The organism is Bremerella cremea, assembly GCF_003335505.1.
Taxonomy (GTDB): domain Bacteria; phylum Planctomycetota; class Planctomycetia; order Pirellulales; family Pirellulaceae; genus Bremerella; species Bremerella cremea_A.
This window is the reverse complement of the sequence record NZ_QPEX01000046.1, coordinates 1-15,843: the sequence shown is the minus strand read 5'-3', so window position 1 is coordinate 15,843 and position 15,843 is coordinate 1. Positions and strand designations below refer to the sequence as shown.

14 protein-coding genes are annotated in these 15,843 nt (G+C 52.6%); 11 read left to right on the top strand and 3 right to left on the bottom strand.

The window, feature by feature from the left end:
* The first annotated feature begins 11 nt into the window (after positions 1-11).
* From DTL42_RS23760 to DTL42_RS23710, 11 genes are all read left to right on the top strand, one after another.
* Entirely contained in the window at positions 12-596 is a 585-nt protein-coding gene (locus DTL42_RS23760; RefSeq protein ID WP_114373000.1) for an adenylate kinase, read from the top strand.
* Positions 593-1,369 carry a type I methionyl aminopeptidase gene (gene map, locus DTL42_RS23755; RefSeq protein ID WP_114372998.1) on the top strand — a complete coding sequence of 259 codons (777 nt, stop codon included), beginning with the start codon at positions 593-595 and terminating at the stop codon, positions 1,367-1,369. The genes DTL42_RS23760 and map overlap by 4 nt, the downstream gene beginning before the upstream one ends.
* Before the next feature lie 169 nt (positions 1,370-1,538).
* The gene (rpmJ, locus tag DTL42_RS23750; RefSeq protein WP_105330843.1) at positions 1,539-1,652 is read left to right on the top strand and encodes a 50S ribosomal protein L36; all 114 of its coding nucleotides are present in this window, start codon (positions 1,539-1,541) and stop codon (positions 1,650-1,652) included.
* A gap of 160 nt (positions 1,653-1,812) precedes the next feature.
* Entirely contained in the window at positions 1,813-2,196 is a 384-nt protein-coding gene (gene rpsM, locus DTL42_RS23745; protein ID WP_114372996.1) for a 30S ribosomal protein S13, read from the top strand.
* A gap of 107 nt (positions 2,197-2,303) precedes the next feature.
* On the top strand, positions 2,304-2,684 hold the full coding sequence (gene rpsK, locus DTL42_RS23740) for a 30S ribosomal protein S11 (protein ID WP_114372994.1): 381 nt from the start codon (positions 2,304-2,306) through the stop codon (positions 2,682-2,684).
* Positions 2,685-2,768: 84 nt separating this feature from the next.
* Positions 2,769-3,764 carry a DNA-directed RNA polymerase subunit alpha gene (locus DTL42_RS23735; RefSeq protein ID WP_114372992.1) on the top strand — a complete coding sequence of 332 codons (996 nt, stop codon included), beginning with the start codon at positions 2,769-2,771 and terminating at the stop codon, positions 3,762-3,764.
* A gap of 65 nt (positions 3,765-3,829) precedes the next feature.
* Entirely contained in the window at positions 3,830-4,579 is a 750-nt protein-coding gene (locus DTL42_RS23730) for a bL17 family ribosomal protein (protein ID WP_114372990.1), read from the top strand.
* 83 nt (positions 4,580-4,662) lie between these two features.
* Complete coding sequence (locus tag DTL42_RS23725) at positions 4,663-5,364, top strand: putative metallopeptidase (RefSeq protein ID WP_234824345.1); 702 nt, start codon at positions 4,663-4,665, stop codon at positions 5,362-5,364.
* Between the two features lie 521 nt (positions 5,365-5,885).
* Positions 5,886-9,719 carry an ammonium transporter gene (amt, locus tag DTL42_RS23720; RefSeq protein WP_114372988.1) on the top strand — a complete coding sequence of 1,278 codons (3,834 nt, stop codon included), beginning with the start codon at positions 5,886-5,888 and terminating at the stop codon, positions 9,717-9,719.
* 2 nt (positions 9,720-9,721) lie between these two features.
* Positions 9,722-10,771, top strand: a complete 1,050-nt coding sequence (locus DTL42_RS23715; RefSeq protein ID WP_114372986.1) for an HD-GYP domain-containing protein — start codon at positions 9,722-9,724, stop codon at positions 10,769-10,771.
* A 164-nt stretch (positions 10,772-10,935) separates the two neighbouring features.
* Positions 10,936-12,984, top strand: a complete 2,049-nt coding sequence (locus tag DTL42_RS23710; RefSeq protein ID WP_114372983.1) for a LamG-like jellyroll fold domain-containing protein — start codon at positions 10,936-10,938, stop codon at positions 12,982-12,984.
* 145 nt (positions 12,985-13,129) lie between these two features.
* Here the strand turns inward: DTL42_RS23710 and DTL42_RS23705 are convergent, their stop codons facing one another.
* The 3 genes from DTL42_RS23705 to DTL42_RS23695 all read right to left on the bottom strand — a co-directional run bounded on the left by DTL42_RS23705 (position 13,130) and on the right by DTL42_RS23695 (position 15,553).
* On the bottom strand, positions 13,130-13,816 hold the full coding sequence (locus DTL42_RS23705) for a hypothetical protein (RefSeq protein WP_114372981.1): 687 nt from the start codon (positions 13,814-13,816) through the stop codon (positions 13,130-13,132).
* A gap of 65 nt (positions 13,817-13,881) precedes the next feature.
* Complete coding sequence (locus DTL42_RS23700) at positions 13,882-14,547, bottom strand: hypothetical protein (RefSeq protein ID WP_114372979.1); 666 nt, start codon at positions 14,545-14,547, stop codon at positions 13,882-13,884.
* A 217-nt stretch (positions 14,548-14,764) separates the two neighbouring features.
* The gene (locus DTL42_RS23695) at positions 14,765-15,553 is read right to left on the bottom strand and encodes a class I SAM-dependent methyltransferase (RefSeq protein ID WP_158545531.1); all 789 of its coding nucleotides are present in this window, start codon (positions 15,551-15,553) and stop codon (positions 14,765-14,767) included.
* Positions 15,554-15,843: the final 290 nt, after the last annotated feature.

The window sequence follows — 15,843 nt, the reverse complement described above, 5'->3', positions numbered from 1 at the left end:
GCGGTTGTGTTATGCGGATTATCTTTCTTGGACCTCCTGGTGTCGGAAAAGGGACACAGTCCCATAAGCTAGTCGATTCGCTTTACATTCCGCACATTTCAACCGGCGAGATGCTTCGCGAAGCGATTCGCCAGAAGACAGATCTAGGGCTGAAAGTTGCTGCCCAGATGGAAGGCGGGCGCCTCGCCGCAGACGAGATTGTGGTTCAATTGGTGCGTCAACGTTTGGCCCAGCCCGATTGCCGCAATGGTTATTTGCTGGATGGGTTTCCTCGCACGCTCCCCCAGGCCGCTTCGCTTGACTTAGCTTTGGCTGTGGATGATGAAGCCATTGATGCCGTCTTGAACCTCACGGTGGACGAGGACGAGCTGTTTCGTCGTTTGATGGACCGTGCCAAGAAGGAAGATCGCGGCGACGATAACGATGAGACGATCCGCAAGCGGATGGAAGTTTATGATGACATGACTTCGCCACTGATTAAGTATTACCACGACCAGCAAGTGCTTCATCGGATCGACGGGTTAGGCACCGTCGACGAGGTATTTGAGCGGATTCTCGCGGTTCTCAAGAAGGTTCAACAAGACAAGAAGGCATGATCACGCTTCGCTCGCAGCGCGAGATCGAGAAGATGCAAGTCGCTGGCCAGCTTGTTCGCCAGGCGCATCGAACGGTTGCCGCGCTCATCCGACCAGGTATTACCACTGGGGAACTTGATAAAGCGGTAGATGATTTGTTTGCCGACGCGGAAGCGATTCCGTTGTTTAAAGGGGTCCCAGGGAAGGTCCCTTTCCCGGCGGCGACCTGTATCTCGGTGAACGATGAAGTCGTACATGGAATACCTGGCGATCGCGTGCTGAAGGAAGGGGACGTGGTCAGTGTCGATACTGGCGCGAAGATCGGCGGCTGGTGCGGCGATTCGGCTTGGACTTATGCCGTCGGGACAATTAGTGACGAAGCCGCCAAGCTGTTAGAGATAACGGAGCGTGCCCTGCAGATCGCGATTGAGCTTCTACCGGTGAAAAAACGGTGGAGCCAGGTTGCTAAAGAAATGCAGCACGAGGTCGAATCGGCAGGTTTTTCCGTGATTACGACGCTCGTAGGGCACGGAATTGGGAAAACGATGCACGAGGACCCTCAGGTTCCCAATTACGATTCGCGAGAATTTAGGAAGAACGGAGATTTCGATCTTCGTCCCGGGCTGGTATTGGCGGTTGAGCCAATGGTGGCCGTAGGGCGACAAGATTTGTATCTCCATTCCGACGGATGGACCCTATCGACCAAAGATAAGAGCTTGACTGCCCATTTCGAGCACACGTTGGCTTTGACCAGCAGCGGAGTGCGAATTTTGACCGGCGAAGACCCTTCGTAGGTCGTCGACCGAAGCAAAAATGGACAGCGGAAACCGGTTGGTCAAGAGGAATGGCGTGATTTGGGCGTGAAATCGAAAGATTTTCCCATTCTCGCCCCTTGTCACTATTTAAGGAAGTCGGGTATACTGTCCCGCTTCCCCAACGCCCAAGGTTTGGAAGTAGAGAGTCATGAAGGTAAGAGCCAGCGTTAAGCGTATTTGCGACAAATGCAAAGTCGTCCGCCGTCGCGGTCGAGTATACGTCATTTGCGAAAACGCACGCCATAAGCAACGCCAAGGTTAAATGGTGGACGGCCGGCAATTGTTTCTCCCATGCCACGGTGTTTCTTCAAATCTTTGAGGTCGCCCGGTTCGGGCTGACGAAACATCAGCTTTCTGTTCGCAATCCCTAGCATAATACATTTTCGATATTTGGCCCCGATGGGTCGCCACAGGAGATCACCATGCCACGTTTGCTCGGTGTGGACATTCCCAACGATAAAAAAACCTGGATTAGCCTGACGTACTTGTATGGCGTCGGTCCGGCTGTTGCACGCGAACTTTGCGTGAAGGTAGGTATCGATCAAGATCGGCCTGCTTCCGAAATTCATGAAGATGAATTGAGCCGCTTGGCTGGTCTGCTGGAAAGTGAATACACGGTTGAAGGTCCTCTTCGCCGCCAACTTTCGCAGAACATTCAGCGTCTCAATCGCATCACCTGCTACCGCGGTCTTCGTCATCGACGTGGTCTTCCGGTTCGTGGTCAACGGACTCGTACCAATGCTCGTACCCGTAAGGGACCGAAGAAGACCGTCGCCGGTAAGAAGGGCGTGAAGGATCTCCGTTAATCCTTAGTAGTGCGAAACTAATTAGCATTTGGTTTCGCACTTAGCAATATAAGCACATCAAAATCATTCCGCGAAATGCTGCACCCGTCGTGGTGGGAGATAGTTAAGTGGCTAAGGTCGTAAAGCGAAAGACGCGACGTAACGTTCAGCAAGGGGTTGTTCATATTAAGGCAACCTTCAACAACACCCAGGTGACCATCACCGATAGCAAGGGTGATACGCTGTGCTGGGCGAGCTCCGGAACTTGCGGCTTCAAGGGAAGCCGCAAAAGCACTCCGTTCGCCGGGCAGTGTGCCGCTCAGCAAGCTGCTGAAAAGGCATTGAAGTTCGGTCTGCGGGAAGTTGACGTCCGAGTGAACGGACCTGGCAGTGGTCGCGAAAGTGCAATCACGGCATTGGCTTCTGCCGGTTTGACGGTCAAGTCAATCGAAGATTGTACCCCAATCCCGCACAACGGTTGCCGTCCTCCGAAGAAGCGTCGCGTCTAAGATCGCGATATCCTCGAAGGTAGATACGGCTTAGCCGAATCCCAAGACACACTCATAGCAGCACGGAACATAACGGAGCGAACTATGCATATTCGATGGCGTGGGCTGGAATTGCCGAGTGCGGTCACTTGCGAAACCGAGACCCTCTCCTCCAATTACGGCAAGTTCATCGCTGAACCGTTTGAACGCGGTTTTGGTGCTACGATCGGAAATAGCTTGCGTCGGATCTTGCTCTCGAGCCTCGAGGGCGCAGCCGTTACGCAAATTAAAGTCCGTGGCGCTCAGCACGAATTTACAAGCATCCCAGGCGTTGTCGAAGACATGACCGACATCGTCCTGAACATCAAGTCGGTGGTTGTGAAGAAGCATTCGGAGATGACTAAGGTCATCACGATCGAAAAGCAGGGTCCCTGCGAGATCACCGGTGCCGACATCCAATGCGATCCTGATGTCGAAATCATCAACAAAGATTTGCACATCTGCACCGTCACCGGCGAAATTCCATTCATGATGGAAATGGTCGTCGAGTCGGGCCGTAGCTATGTTCCTTCGACCGAACACAGTTCGGCGGAACACGAAATCGGTATTATCCCGGTTGACGCAGTGTTCAGCCCGGTAACACGTGTTCGTTACACCGTGGAAGAAACGCGTGTTGGTCAGAAGACGAACTATGATCGCTTGATCCTTGAGATTTGGACTGATGGTTCGGCTCATCCGGAAATGGCCTTGGTGGAAGCCGCCAAGATCTTGCGGAAGCATCTCAATCCATTCGTTCAATACAACGAATTGGGCGCCACCATCAACATGCCGAGTCGTTCAACTCCTAGCGGGTTGGACCCGGTGATGGAAGCGAAGCTGAATATGAGCCTCGCCGAATTGCATCTTTCCGTTCGAGCCGGTAACTGTCTCGAATCGGAAAACATCCACACGGTTCGCGACTTGGTTCGCCGTACCGAAGATCAATTAATGGAAGTCCGTAACTTCGGTGAAACGACTCTGACTGAAGTTCGCGAGAAGCTGAAGGAATACGGCTTGCATCTCGGTATGCGAGTGCCTCCGGCCGCCAGCCCGATGCACTAAACCGTTCCAGGATTCCCCAAAAGACACTTGCCAAGTTTGGCACTCGTTAAGCACGAATAAGTACCATGCGACACCTCAAAAAAGGTCGACGACTCGGACGCTCGTCCAGCCACCGCAAGGCCCTGTTCCGCAACATGGCTAGCAGTTTATTGCTGACAGAACGTCCTGATGATGTCAACGAAAGCTATTACCTCTATAGCGACTACCTTCCTTCGGATACGCCGTCGACCGGTCATAACACTCCGAAGATCAAAGGTCGTATCGTGACGACCGTACAAAAGGCGAAAGAACTTCGTCCTTACGTTGAGAAGGTCATTACGATCGCTAAGGGTGCGTTGCCGCACTTGAAGGAAGCGCAGCAGTACGCAACGACTGCCAAGCCAGCGACCGATGAATATCGCAAGTGGCGTGAAAGCGAAGATTGGCAAAAGTGGAATGCCGCGATGGCTCCTGCTCTTGCTGCCCGCCGTCGCGCTGTTGCTTTGTTAGGGAATCAACGTGCCGTTGAAATCCTGTTCGACGAAGTGGCACCACGCTTTGTTGACCGTGATGGTGGCTATACTCGCATTCTCAAACTGGCCAAGCCACGTTTGGGTGATGCTGGGATGCAGGCCATTCTCGAATTCGTAGGTAACGAACGAGATCGCGTGAAGACCGAAGCCGAACGTCCTGCGTTCGATAGTGACGAAGAAGCGTCACCTGCACCTGCGGCTCCAGCCGAAGAGGCAGCTGCACCGGAAGGTGAAGTGGCTGAAAACCAGACGGAAGAATCTCCGGCTGAAGAAGCTACCGAGGAAAAGAAGCAGGAAGGTTAATCCGCTTCAATTCACGTCGCCGCGAACAAACGAAACCGCTATACTTGGCAAGGTATAGCGGTTTTTTTATGGATGGGTTGTCAGTGAAGCGATCGTCAAGCCCGAAGCGAAAGAAGTCGACGGTTTCCGCAAAGGCAGCGGCGAGAAAGCCTGGGCGTGTGGCTGTGAAGTCTTCGCTTGGGCGGGTTCGTTTGCAACAGTCCGTTGGTCGCCGTGGTTTTGATTTTACCTATGCCATGCGGTTGCTAGTGAATGATATGGTTGGGCGAATGCCTGAGCTATCCCATATCGATATGAGCCGTGTCGCTGTGGCCATGGTTCAGGCTAGGGTTGATTCTAGTCACGGGATTTTTGCTACGCTCACTCCGATGCGGTTCGAGCAAGGAGCGCGGCATACCACACGACGCGGTCGTAAATATGGTGTGCAAACGTTGTTCGACGAGCATGGTCGGGAGATGCTCTACATACTGAGCTTCTATTTACCCCGATTTCAGAACATGGACTTCTCAGAGAAGATGATCACCATCTTCCACGAGCTATGGCACATAAGTCCGAATTTTGATGGAGATATCCGTCGTCACCCAGGCCGCTGCTACGCCCACTCTTCCTCGCAGAAAGAGTACGACGAGCACATGGCGGTTCTGTCGGCTAAGTATCTGATGAAAAAGCCTTCTCCGCAGCTTTTTCAGTTTCTGGAAGTCGATTTCAGTAAGCTATACGCCAACAGTGGCGGAGTCTATGGCGTGAAGATTCCGCGACCAAAGTTGATTCCCGTTTCGGCTTAGTAAACGCTCGGCCCATCTGTAGAGTTTTCTGACGATTTATGCTGCGCACGACGATCGATGTTGGCGCACACCAGCTTGTCTTGATTAGGTTTGCTACACGCGTATTGCAAACTTCCGTTGGTTGCCTTCGGGCGATTGGTTGCGAACGGCATCATCTTAATACCGCGAGAGATTCGCCTGCTTGGTGTATACGGTTTTGCGCATTTAACGTACTCGGTGAGTGCACTTCTTATTCGATATTGCGGTATTGCCCATGGAGTTTGTGGGGCATTCTTCGACGAATCTTGAATATCTGATGCAATCGCTACAGTTCGATGTACTGGTCTACCAGTTGAGCAAACATTGTCCAGCGAGTTTTAGGGTGCCGGATAGTAAAGATTATTTGCAACCTACGTTTTTCTGATTGCTGGTTGGGCCACATTGGGTGGACTCACAATAGCCTAACTTGAGCTTACTGCTCGGTCTTGGCGGAACGAGCGGTCGTGGTAAGCATCTGCTTCGCATCTGGGAAAATTATTGCCATGTCCTCCGCCCTGCCCCAACTTGATATTGCTTGGATACTCATCTGCGCTGCCCTGGTTATGGTGATGCAGGGCGGTTTTTGTCTGCTGGAAAGTGGACTCGTACGAGCAAAGAACAGCTTCAATGTTGCTCTGAAGAACCTGGTCGACTTTTGTATTTCGTCGGCTGTGTATTGGGCGTTTGGCTTTGCGCTCATGTTCGGGGCGAGCTATCACGGTTGGTTTGGCACAACGGGATACTTTCTCGGTGAAGACACCGATCCGTGGTTGCTGGCGTTCTTTATCTTTCAGATGGTCTTTTGCGGGACCGCAACCACCATCATCTCGGGAGCGGTGGCAGAACGAATTCGTTTTCGTGGCTATGTCATCATTGCGTTGTTTGTCTCCGGCCTTGTTTACCCGCTGTTTGGCCATTGGGCTTGGGGAGGCTCGGCCGAAGGTGTAGCCACCGGTTGGTTAGCCAAAGAGGGTTTTATCGACTTGGCTGGCTCAACCGTGGTGCATTCGGTTGGCGGCTGGGTCGCCTTAGCGGCCGTATTGGTCTTAGGGCCGCGTTTGGGCCGCTTCGATAAAGAGCGAGGCGGGATTCATGGCCACAACCTAACCCTGGCAACCTTCGGCGTCTTATTGATGTGGTTTGGCTGGTTTGGATTCAACGGCGGAAGCACGCTGGCAATGAATAACCAAGTACCGTTGATCTTGCTTAACACCAACTTGGCCGCAGCGTTTGGTGGGCTCACTGGTTTGTTTTGCTCGTGGGGAATTCATCGCCGACCCGATGTAGCGCAAACCATGAATGGTGTGGTGGCTGGCCTGGTTGGTATTACCGCCTCTTGCCATATTTTGGCTCCTTGGGCGGCAGTGGTGATTGGCTGCGGAGCTGGCTTGATTTGTTGTTTGGTGACCGAGCTGCTGCCAAGGCTGAAGATTGACGACGTGATTGGGGCTTTCCCGGCCCACGCTTGTGCCGGAGTTTTCGGTACGCTGGCCCTGGCATTTTTGGCAGACACGCGTCATTTCGGCGAGGGGGTGACCCATTGGGGACAATTCCTCGTGCAGTTAAAAGGTGTCACGGCTTGTTGCCTGGTCGCTTTCGGAGGGGGCTTTTCCTTCATCTATCTGGTCAACAAAGTACTTCCCTTTCGGACCATTGCCGAACATGAACTTACTGGGCTGAATATCTCTGAGCATGGCGCGAGTACGGATTTGATGGATTTGTTGAGCAACATGGCTCAGCATCGTGAGCAAGGAGATTTCTCGCAGGCAGTTCGCATTGAACCACACACGGAAGTTGGGCAGATTGCCGCAGAATACAATCGTGTATTAACACGAGTTAGATCGGAAATGGAGCAGCGTAACGCAGCCGAACATCGCTTTCGGGGGATTTTCGAGAATGCTGTGGAAGGGATTTATCAAACGACTGCAGAAGGCCAATTTATGACGGCCAACCCTGCCCTGGCACGAATGTTGGGGTTCGACAGCCTGGCCAGCCTGGCGGAATCAATTGCAGATGTTGCTACCCAGGTTTATGTCGAGCCGAATCGCCGGAGAGAGTTTGTCGAAATCATCAACGAGCATGGCTTGGTGGTCGGTTTCGAGTCAGAAATTCGGCGGGCCAACGGCGAGACGATGTGGGTTTCAGAAAACGCATCAGCCCGTCGCGACTCGGATGGCAACTTGCTGTATTACGAAGGAACGGTGGAAGATATCACCGAACGTCGTAAAGCGCGTCGATACCAAGAAGAGAAAAATGCGGCCGACGCGGCAAATCGTGCTAAGAGTGACTTTCTGGCGAGCATGAGTCACGAAATTCGTACGCCTCTTAACGGCATCATTGGGTTCTTAGATCTGCTTGCCAATACCCATTTAGATCATAACCAGCAGCGTTTTGTCGATCTGGCAAAAAGCTCGGCGGGAACGCTCTTGCATCTGATCAACGATATTCTCGATCTTTCCAAGATCGAGGCTGGTGGCATTGAGTTTGAAGCGTCTGAGTTCGTCCTGCACGATCTGGCCGAGTCGGTGCCTGAGCTTTTCGCGCCGCAAGGAAGAGAACGCGGCTTAGAGCTCAACTGTTGTATTCGCCCAGACGTACCTAACACGGTAGTGGGCGACCCAGAACGCATTCGCCAGGTGCTGGTAAACCTGTTCTCGAATGCAGTTAAGTTCACCGAACATGGCGGCGTGAATCTGCAAATCTCAGTCGACCAGCACGATGCCGATGGCAATAACAAGCAGGACTATACTATCCGATTTGCGGTGGAAGATACCGGAATTGGTATACCTAAAAGTCGGATTGAACGTCTGTTCAAAGCGTTTTCTCAGGTCGATGCGTCGACGACACGTAAGTATGGTGGAACCGGTCTGGGATTGGCCATCTGCAAACAGTTGGTCGAACTCATGGGAGGCGAAATTGGCGTTGAGAGCGAAGCGGGCAAGGGATCGACTTTCTGGTTTACCATTCCTCTGCAAGGAGTCGAGCGTTCCCTGTGCGATATTATTCCAAACGTGGCCGGCCTGCGCGTGTTGGCGGTCGACGACAACCACATGAACTTGCAAGTTCTCAAAGAGCAACTCCAGTTATGGGGCGTTGAAGTTACCACGGCCAGCAGCGGCGAACGTGCTTTGGCAGTGCTAGGCGAAGCACAAGACCGCGCCACGCCGTTCGATTTAGCGATCTTGGATCACATCATGCCAGAAATGGACGGCCTCACTTTGGCCAGCCGGATATCGCATGATGGCAAACTGGAAAAGACAAAGCTGCTGATGCTGACGTCGTACGATCGCAACATCTCGCAAGACGAACTCAAACAACTCGACATGCAATGTCTGACCAAGCCGATCCGTCAATCGCGGCTGCTCGACTTGCTGGTAACCATCTCAGGCGGACGTCGTCCCCAGAACGTTACGCCGCGTCAAAATGAAAAACACGAAGCCACCACCAACGACCGGCGTCATGTTGGGGCAAAGATTCTTGTTGTAGACGACAACGAGATCAATCGAATTGTGGCGAACGAGATTCTCTCAGCGGAAGGGTTCGAGGTCGTACTGGCTGAAAACGGACGTGAGGCAGTCGAGCAAGTTACCCAGAATCAAATCGATCTGGTGTTGATGGACTGCGAAATGCCTGAAATGGATGGTTTCGAAGCGACACGAAAGATACGTGGATTAACCGGAACTTCGATGCCACAACTGCAGGGCTTGCCGATCGTGGCCCTGACGGCGCAAGCGGTGAAGGGAGACCTTGAACGCTGCCTAGCCGCTGGCATGGATGGCTATGTGATGAAGCCCGTCAATCGGATGGAACTCATTTCGGTGATCCTCACGCAACTCGACGAGAGTCGCCCCACGCGGCAACACTCTCAGCAAATCGCTGCGCACACGGCAGACGAGTCACCGGCCAGCGAGGCTGTGTCGACAGCCGCCGCCGAAACGTTTGAGCAAACGGCCACCATGGACGAGGCTGACGTAACCGATCAGATTGCGTTAGCCGACCTTGAGGAACGCTGCGGTGGTGATAATGCGTTGATACAACGTGTGCTTGGTAAGTTCGTCGTCAAGGCGCGAACCGAGATTGATCGGCTTCAGCTGAACGTCGACTCCGGGGCAGTGACAGAGATCGTACAAGTGGCGCATTCTCTCAAAGGAATGGCCGCGAATGTGGGTGCTCAGGCGGTTTCCCAAGTTGCGGGAACCATCGAACTTGCCGGCCGCCAGAAGCAGACGCAAGGATACCAAAGCATGCTCCATGAACTGAACCAGAAGTTTGAGTTGTGTGAGCAAGCGGTTAATCAGCTCTTAGAGAGAAGTTTCGTTGAGGAGGCGTCGACCTAGCCATGGAAAATAAGACGAGTGTTCTGGTTGTCGACGACGATGATATTGCTCTGGAGATGATCGAGCATTATTTGTCTCTAGAGAACTTCTTGGTCTACACCGCGTTTGATGGACGCGAGGCGCTTGAAATCTTAGACGAACACGAGATTCACATCGTGATTACCGATTGGGAAATGCCGGTGATGAATGGTTTGGAATTGTGTCGCGAGATTCGTCAACGTTACACAGAACACTATATCTACTGCATCTTGTTGACCAGTCGTGGCCGTCACGAGGAGATCGTCGAAGGGATGGCCTCTGGCGCCGACGATTTCATGGTCAAGCCATTTAATCCGCCGGAACTGTTGGCCAGGATTAATGCGGGAATTCGCCTGGTCGGACTAGAAACGCGCGATCTGGTGATCTTCGCGATGGCTCGCCTGGCCGAGTCACGTGATACCGAAACAGGCGAACACCTTGAACGCGTGCGCGAGTATTCACGTTGCCTGGCCCGCGCGATGGCAAATATGCCGCAGTTCGCCGATGTGATCGATGGCGAGTTCATTCGCTTGATCTATCAAACGAGCCCGCTGCACGATATCGGTAAAGTAGGCATCCCCGACGGCGTGCTTTTGAAACCAGGCAAGCTGACGGCAGAAGAGTTCGAGGTGATGAAGAAGCACACAATTCTAGGGGCCGATACGCTTGATGCGGCGCTCAAGAAATTTCCGCGTGCTCGCTTCCTGCGCATGGCTCGCGACATTGCGGCAGCGCACCATGAAAAATGGGATGGAAGCGGCTATCCTTATGGCCTAAGCGGAACCGATATCCCTCTTTCGGCACGCATCGTGGCAGTTGCCGATGTTTACGACGCGCTGACTACGCGGCGCATCTATAAAGACGCTTACCCGACCGATTACGCCGAGAAGGTCATTCGAGAAAATAGCGGGAAGCATTTCGATCCCAACGTGGTTACGGCTTTTGAAAACTGCAAGGATCAATTCGTGCAACTCGTGGATCGCTACTCAGACGCCACCAGCGAAGAAGCGGCCGATCTTATGACCAGTAGTTAGACCACCTGTTACTGGGGACCAACAAACATTGCGTTGGCGTAGTGTGAAGTTTCTTGGCGCGAGGTGTGGGCACGGTCGAAAGTCGCTGGACAATCAAGGTCATCCGGGGTAGTTTCAAACGACCTGGACAGCGAATTTCGCCAAGAAAGTAAGGCACACACGATATGAAGCGGCACGCAACGTTATTGTTTTTGTCAATCGGTATGGGGCTGCTTGCGGTTACCTCGATCATCGCTCAAGAGAAAGAGGCGAACCCCACGCCGTTTCTCGAGCATGATCGCCACCTGCATCATCACAACCACCATCACGGTACTGAAGAGGCAACCGCCAAGCGTTTCTACACCACCCGTTCCAGCAATGTGAAGCTGCCTCTGCCGACCGAAGAAGATGCGTTTGTCTTTGCGGTGTTCGGTGATCGCACTGGCGGACCGGACGAAGGGGTCAACATTTTGGCCGATGCCGTGCGCGATGTGAACTTGATTGAGCCTGACTTGGTAATGACGGTTGGCGACTTGATTAACGGTTACAACAAGACCGACAAGTGGCTGACGCAGATGAAAGAGTTCAAGACGATCATGAACGAGCTGCTGTGCCCCTGGTTTCCGGTGGCTGGCAATCATGACATCTACTGGCGGCCTCTGAACGATCCTCAGATTTTGCCGAAGCAACACGAAGAGCATTACGAAATGCACTTTGGTCCGCTGTGGTATTCTTTTCAGCACAAGAATTGCAATTTCATCGTGCTCTTCTCCGACGAAGGAGATCCAGAAACCGGCGAGAAAACTTTCAGTAAGCCTGGGGCTCAGAAAGTCAGCGAAGAGCAATTCGCGTTTCTTAAGGAAGCCTTAGAGCGAGGCAAAGATTGCGATCATCAATTTCTTTTTCTGCATCATCCCCGCTGGCTAGGTGGTGGTTACGGAAACGATTGGAAAGATCGCGTGCATCCCCTGCTCAAAGACACCGGCAACGTCACTGCCGTTTTCGCTGGCCATATTCACTATATGCGATACGATCCCCAGGATGGTATCGAGTACGTCACGCTGGCAACCGTTGGCGGTGGCCAGTCGAGCAAGATCCCGGAAGCCGGATATCTGCATCAATATCACCTGGTAACCGTTCGTCCAAAGCAAGTCGCCATGGCTGCTTTTCCTGTGGGCGAAGTGATTAATGTGCGAGAAATAACCGGCGAGCTGCAACAACAAGCCATCAAGCTGGCCGAGCAGAAACCACAGATCGAGAGCACGTTGGTCATTCGTGACAACGAGCCCATGGAAGGGAAGGTGACCGCGACGATTAATAATCCGACCGATCGCCCCATCGATTTCACTTTGACACCAACCAGCCGCGATTCGCGTTGGAGTATCGAGCCGAATCATACGCATGGTCACGTCAAGCCAGGCGAGTCTCAAAAAGTAACCTTCCGTGTTGCTTACAACGGCGAGAAGATCGACGACTCGTTCCATGGAATCAACTTGGTCTTAGCTCAAGACTACCTGGCAAGAACAACCCGCTACGCTATTCCTGAGTCGACGACGCCAGTGGAGTTTCAAATCGATGCAGAAATGATCGACGACGACGCTCCGAATCGTGCGTTGTCTCTGGATGAAGAAGGGGATGCGGTGGGGATTGCGTCCACGGAACTTAAGCTGCCCGAAGGACCATTCACGATTGAAGGTTGGTTCAACGCCAATAGCTATGCAGAGCGTGTCGGGCTGATCGCCAAGACCCAAGGCAGCGAATTCAGTATTTTTCTGAACGACGGCAAACCTTCGGCAAGTGTTCACCTCGGTGGCAAGTACCGCTCGGTACACAGCAGCGAAGACGTTCCGACAGGCAAATGGACGCACGTGGCTTTCGTCCGCGATGACGCACAGCTATCGTTGTTCGTCGATGGCAAGTTGGCCGATCAAACGGAGCTCGATCCAAGCTGGAAACGAAAGACGAATGATTTGCCGCTGTTCATCGGGGCGGATCCGGATGGAAGTGCCCAGCCGATGTCGTTCTTTGACGGTCAAGTGGATGAAGTTCGGATCTCATCCAAGCCGCTTTACAAAAAGCCGTTCACGCCAGAGCGACGTCTGAAAGCCACCGATGATACGGTGTTGCTGCTGAATTTTGATCAGGCGATCGGGCCATACCATTTAGATCGTGGCCCCCATAAAGCGAGCGTCCAGGTTCACGGCACGCCTCAATTGACGGCTCCCTTGGACTAAGGAAGTGGTTAAAGCCACTGCTGATTCCAGATTGAGGTCGGCCTTGAGGATAGCACGCCTGAACAAATTTGGATTGCGCGCCAAGTGATCAACAATAGCAAAACCGCCCCGGCTGAGTTCCAGCGGGGCGGTTTTGTTTTGATTACTACGAATTCGTTTGCGAGAGCGTTGGCAGTTGAGGAAGGCGTTCTTCTTCCATGGTTCGCAAGATACGCACGATGCGACGTTCCAGAAGCTCCTTCGGATCAAGAGGGGCATCACTGGTGAGCCGTTCGAGCTTGTCATTTAAACGGCGGTGTAATTCCAGGGCATTTCGAGCCTGGTTCTGCAAGTCGATGCCCCAGCTTTTATCGATACTGGATTCAAAATCGAGTACGACTTCTTTCGTTTCGTTGGGGGCCGCCTCGATCTCTTGAAAGAGGGTTTCAATTTCCTTGTGATGGGCCTGAAGCAGTTCGCGAAACTCTTCCGTGCTGAGTTGGGTGGTTTCGTCCAAGGTATAGTCGAGCTGACGACGGGTGGTCTCTTCTAACCATCGTCGTGCTTCCGGAGTCGATTGGATGAGCTCGTTACTGATCGTTTCAGCGATCTGCGGTGCTTGTTTTTTTACCTCTTCCGTGACGCGCTGACGAATTCGAGGATAATTCTCTTGAAGTGCTTTTTCTGCTTGATCAACCAATTGAGTTGGTTGCAGTTCAGCGCGAACTTTGAAATACGTGAACGAACTGATGACAACCAGTTCCAGCAAGAACAAGCCAACCAAGATCGCCGTAAATTGGCTGGAAGCGAGGAATGAATTGGGAGTTTGGTGGTTATTGGTATTCGCTGGCATGATTTGGCCCCTTGGAGGAGAGTGAATGCGAGATCGATTTATGAGAGAACAAAGGAAGTTGCTTGTCAGTTGATCACGCGTTGTTGGGCCTCGTCCGTAAATGCCAGCACGGACCAATCAGTGCCGTACTCAAGCAGTTGCTCTTCCAAGGAAGGTTCGCCTGCGGTCGGCGGAGTTAGCGGACGAATTTTCTCCCAGGCCAGCTTTGTGCGTTCTGCTTCGGTGGCGAAATCGTTCAGGTAATAGCGATCGATCAAGCTTTCGCCGACTTGCTCGAATTTGGCAATCAAACGATCAATCGACTCTTTGTCGGCATGCTCTGGGAACTCTTCCGCAATGACTTGGCGATGTTCTTGGAGGTAGTCGCGATACTGGGCTTTCACTGCGCCCACGAATATTTGGTCCGCATGTTCAAAATAGATGCCGCTTTGCTGCTGGAACTCGTGAAGGTAGCGGTTCGAGTCGAGCTGCGCACGTCGATAGATCGCTTCGCCAAGTGGCGGAGCTAATTCGGCAGTGAGTTCTTTTGCTTCTTTTTCGATGGCAGGGCTTTGCTTATCGATTCTGGCGAGAACTTCCTGGCCAACCGCCGACTTATTAATCGGAATCTCAGAACTACCGCCAAACATGGCGTACGACCAAGCGGCCAGCGTGATAAGGATGATCGCAGAGAGACCAATATTGCTGAGCGTGGTGTAAGTGGGCGAATCTGGGGGAAAGGATTCTGGCATGATAGCTCCTTCTGCGGATTGCACTTAGCGGCAGTCAGGCGTTGTTCGAACGAGAGATACCCCCTTAAGGCCGCAAATCGTGCGCCAACTTTTAGGGGGCGAGCTACCTAGCAGAGTCGTTCACAGGGTCGCGATCTGCTTGGGAGAATGGCAAAAAAGATCAACCACCCGCAATCAACGCTTTGCGCAGCTAAGAGCTTGCGGAAGGCAAAACAAACTAGGCCGGTTTCCGGAAGATTAAAAAAGTGCCTAGATGGCCACCATGATTGGTGAACTCGACATGGAGGTCTTGAATGCCGGCGCTTTGTAGCAGAAAGAAGATTTTGTTGAGTTGATATGGGTTCATCTGCATCTGCGGGGGCTTGGAAGATCCTAACAAAGCCCCGAGCTTTCTACGCAGAATTGAATTTGCCCAGACTGACCGCCAAATGGTCCGAAGGGAGGGTAAACGAGGAGCGAGCCCGTCATCGCAGGCGAATTTTTCGTGAGAGTAGGCGAGCTGAATCGCCCCGATGCCCCCCTCTGCAATCCTATCGATAAGTTGCCGAAAGATCTCGATGCCTTGTTGGGGATTGATATGTTGAAGCACAATGTACGAGTGGACGAGATCAAATTTCTTATCGGTAGGAAGTTGGGTGCCTTCAATCTTGAGTAACTCGATATTCGTGACCCCCAGTCGTTCTTTATTGAGTTGGGCCTCTGTTAGCATCCCCTCAGAAACATCAATTCCAATTACGTGTTGCGTATGCTGGGCAAAAGCGAGTGCCATCCGCCCTACCCCACAACCATAATCGAGCACGGATTTCGGCTCAAAATTAGGCTGAATGTGCTGGCGGCATAGCTGCAGAACATGAGCGACGCTTTGCTGGCCGGTTTGAAAGAAGTCGTGTCGTGATTGTTCGTCCAGGTTATCGGAGCGAAACTTGTCGTCGGTGATGACCCCATAGTAAGGATCTGTTTCGCCCCACTGTTTCCAGGCCTGATCGGTTTTTGATGCGCGTATCATCAGCGGCTCGCGGGGAGAATGGAGTGGACAGACTTCAAATGAATAAGGCAAATCGCCCCTCATGAGGGCTGGGGGCAGAAGTGTAGCGAACAGCCGATCAAGCGACAATGCGAGTCTAGCTGGCGAACGAGAAGAGCATGCTGAGAAGACGGTAATTAAGGAGGCGCATAAAAAAAGCCTCTCAGATCGTAAGACCTGAGAGGCTTTTCATATAAATAAGGTAGTGACTTGCTTGAGTGATTGGTGGATGTCCCACTTTTGGGTTCGTTGGGTTCGTGAAAACCACTTGA

Excerpts from the sequence above, each read along its gene's own strand:
- DTL42_RS23760 (WP_114373000.1), top strand. The coding sequence starts at position 12 with ATGCGGATTATCTTTCTTGGACCTCCTGGTGTCGGAAAAGGGACACAG.
- map (WP_114372998.1), top strand. The coding sequence starts at position 593 with ATGATCACGCTTCGCTCGCAGCGCGAGATCGAGAAGATGCAAGTCGCT.
- rpmJ (WP_105330843.1), top strand. The coding sequence starts at position 1,539 with ATGAAGGTAAGAGCCAGCGTTAAGCGTATTTGCGACAAATGCAAAGTC.
- rpsM (WP_114372996.1), top strand. The coding sequence starts at position 1,813 with ATGCCACGTTTGCTCGGTGTGGACATTCCCAACGATAAAAAAACCTGG.
- DTL42_RS23735 (WP_114372992.1), top strand. The coding sequence starts at position 2,769 with ATGCATATTCGATGGCGTGGGCTGGAATTGCCGAGTGCGGTCACTTGC.
- DTL42_RS23730 (WP_114372990.1), top strand. The coding sequence starts at position 3,830 with ATGCGACACCTCAAAAAAGGTCGACGACTCGGACGCTCGTCCAGCCAC.
- amt (WP_114372988.1), top strand. The coding sequence starts at position 5,886 with ATGTCCTCCGCCCTGCCCCAACTTGATATTGCTTGGATACTCATCTGC.
- DTL42_RS23715 (WP_114372986.1), top strand. The coding sequence starts at position 9,722 with ATGGAAAATAAGACGAGTGTTCTGGTTGTCGACGACGATGATATTGCT.
- DTL42_RS23710 (WP_114372983.1), top strand. The coding sequence starts at position 10,936 with ATGAAGCGGCACGCAACGTTATTGTTTTTGTCAATCGGTATGGGGCTG.
- DTL42_RS23705 (WP_114372981.1), bottom strand. The coding sequence starts at position 13,816 with ATGCCAGCGAATACCAATAACCACCAAACTCCCAATTCATTCCTCGCT.
- DTL42_RS23700 (WP_114372979.1), bottom strand. The coding sequence starts at position 14,547 with ATGCCAGAATCCTTTCCCCCAGATTCGCCCACTTACACCACGCTCAGC.
- DTL42_RS23695 (WP_158545531.1), bottom strand. The coding sequence starts at position 15,553 with ATGATACGCGCATCAAAAACCGATCAGGCCTGGAAACAGTGGGGCGAA.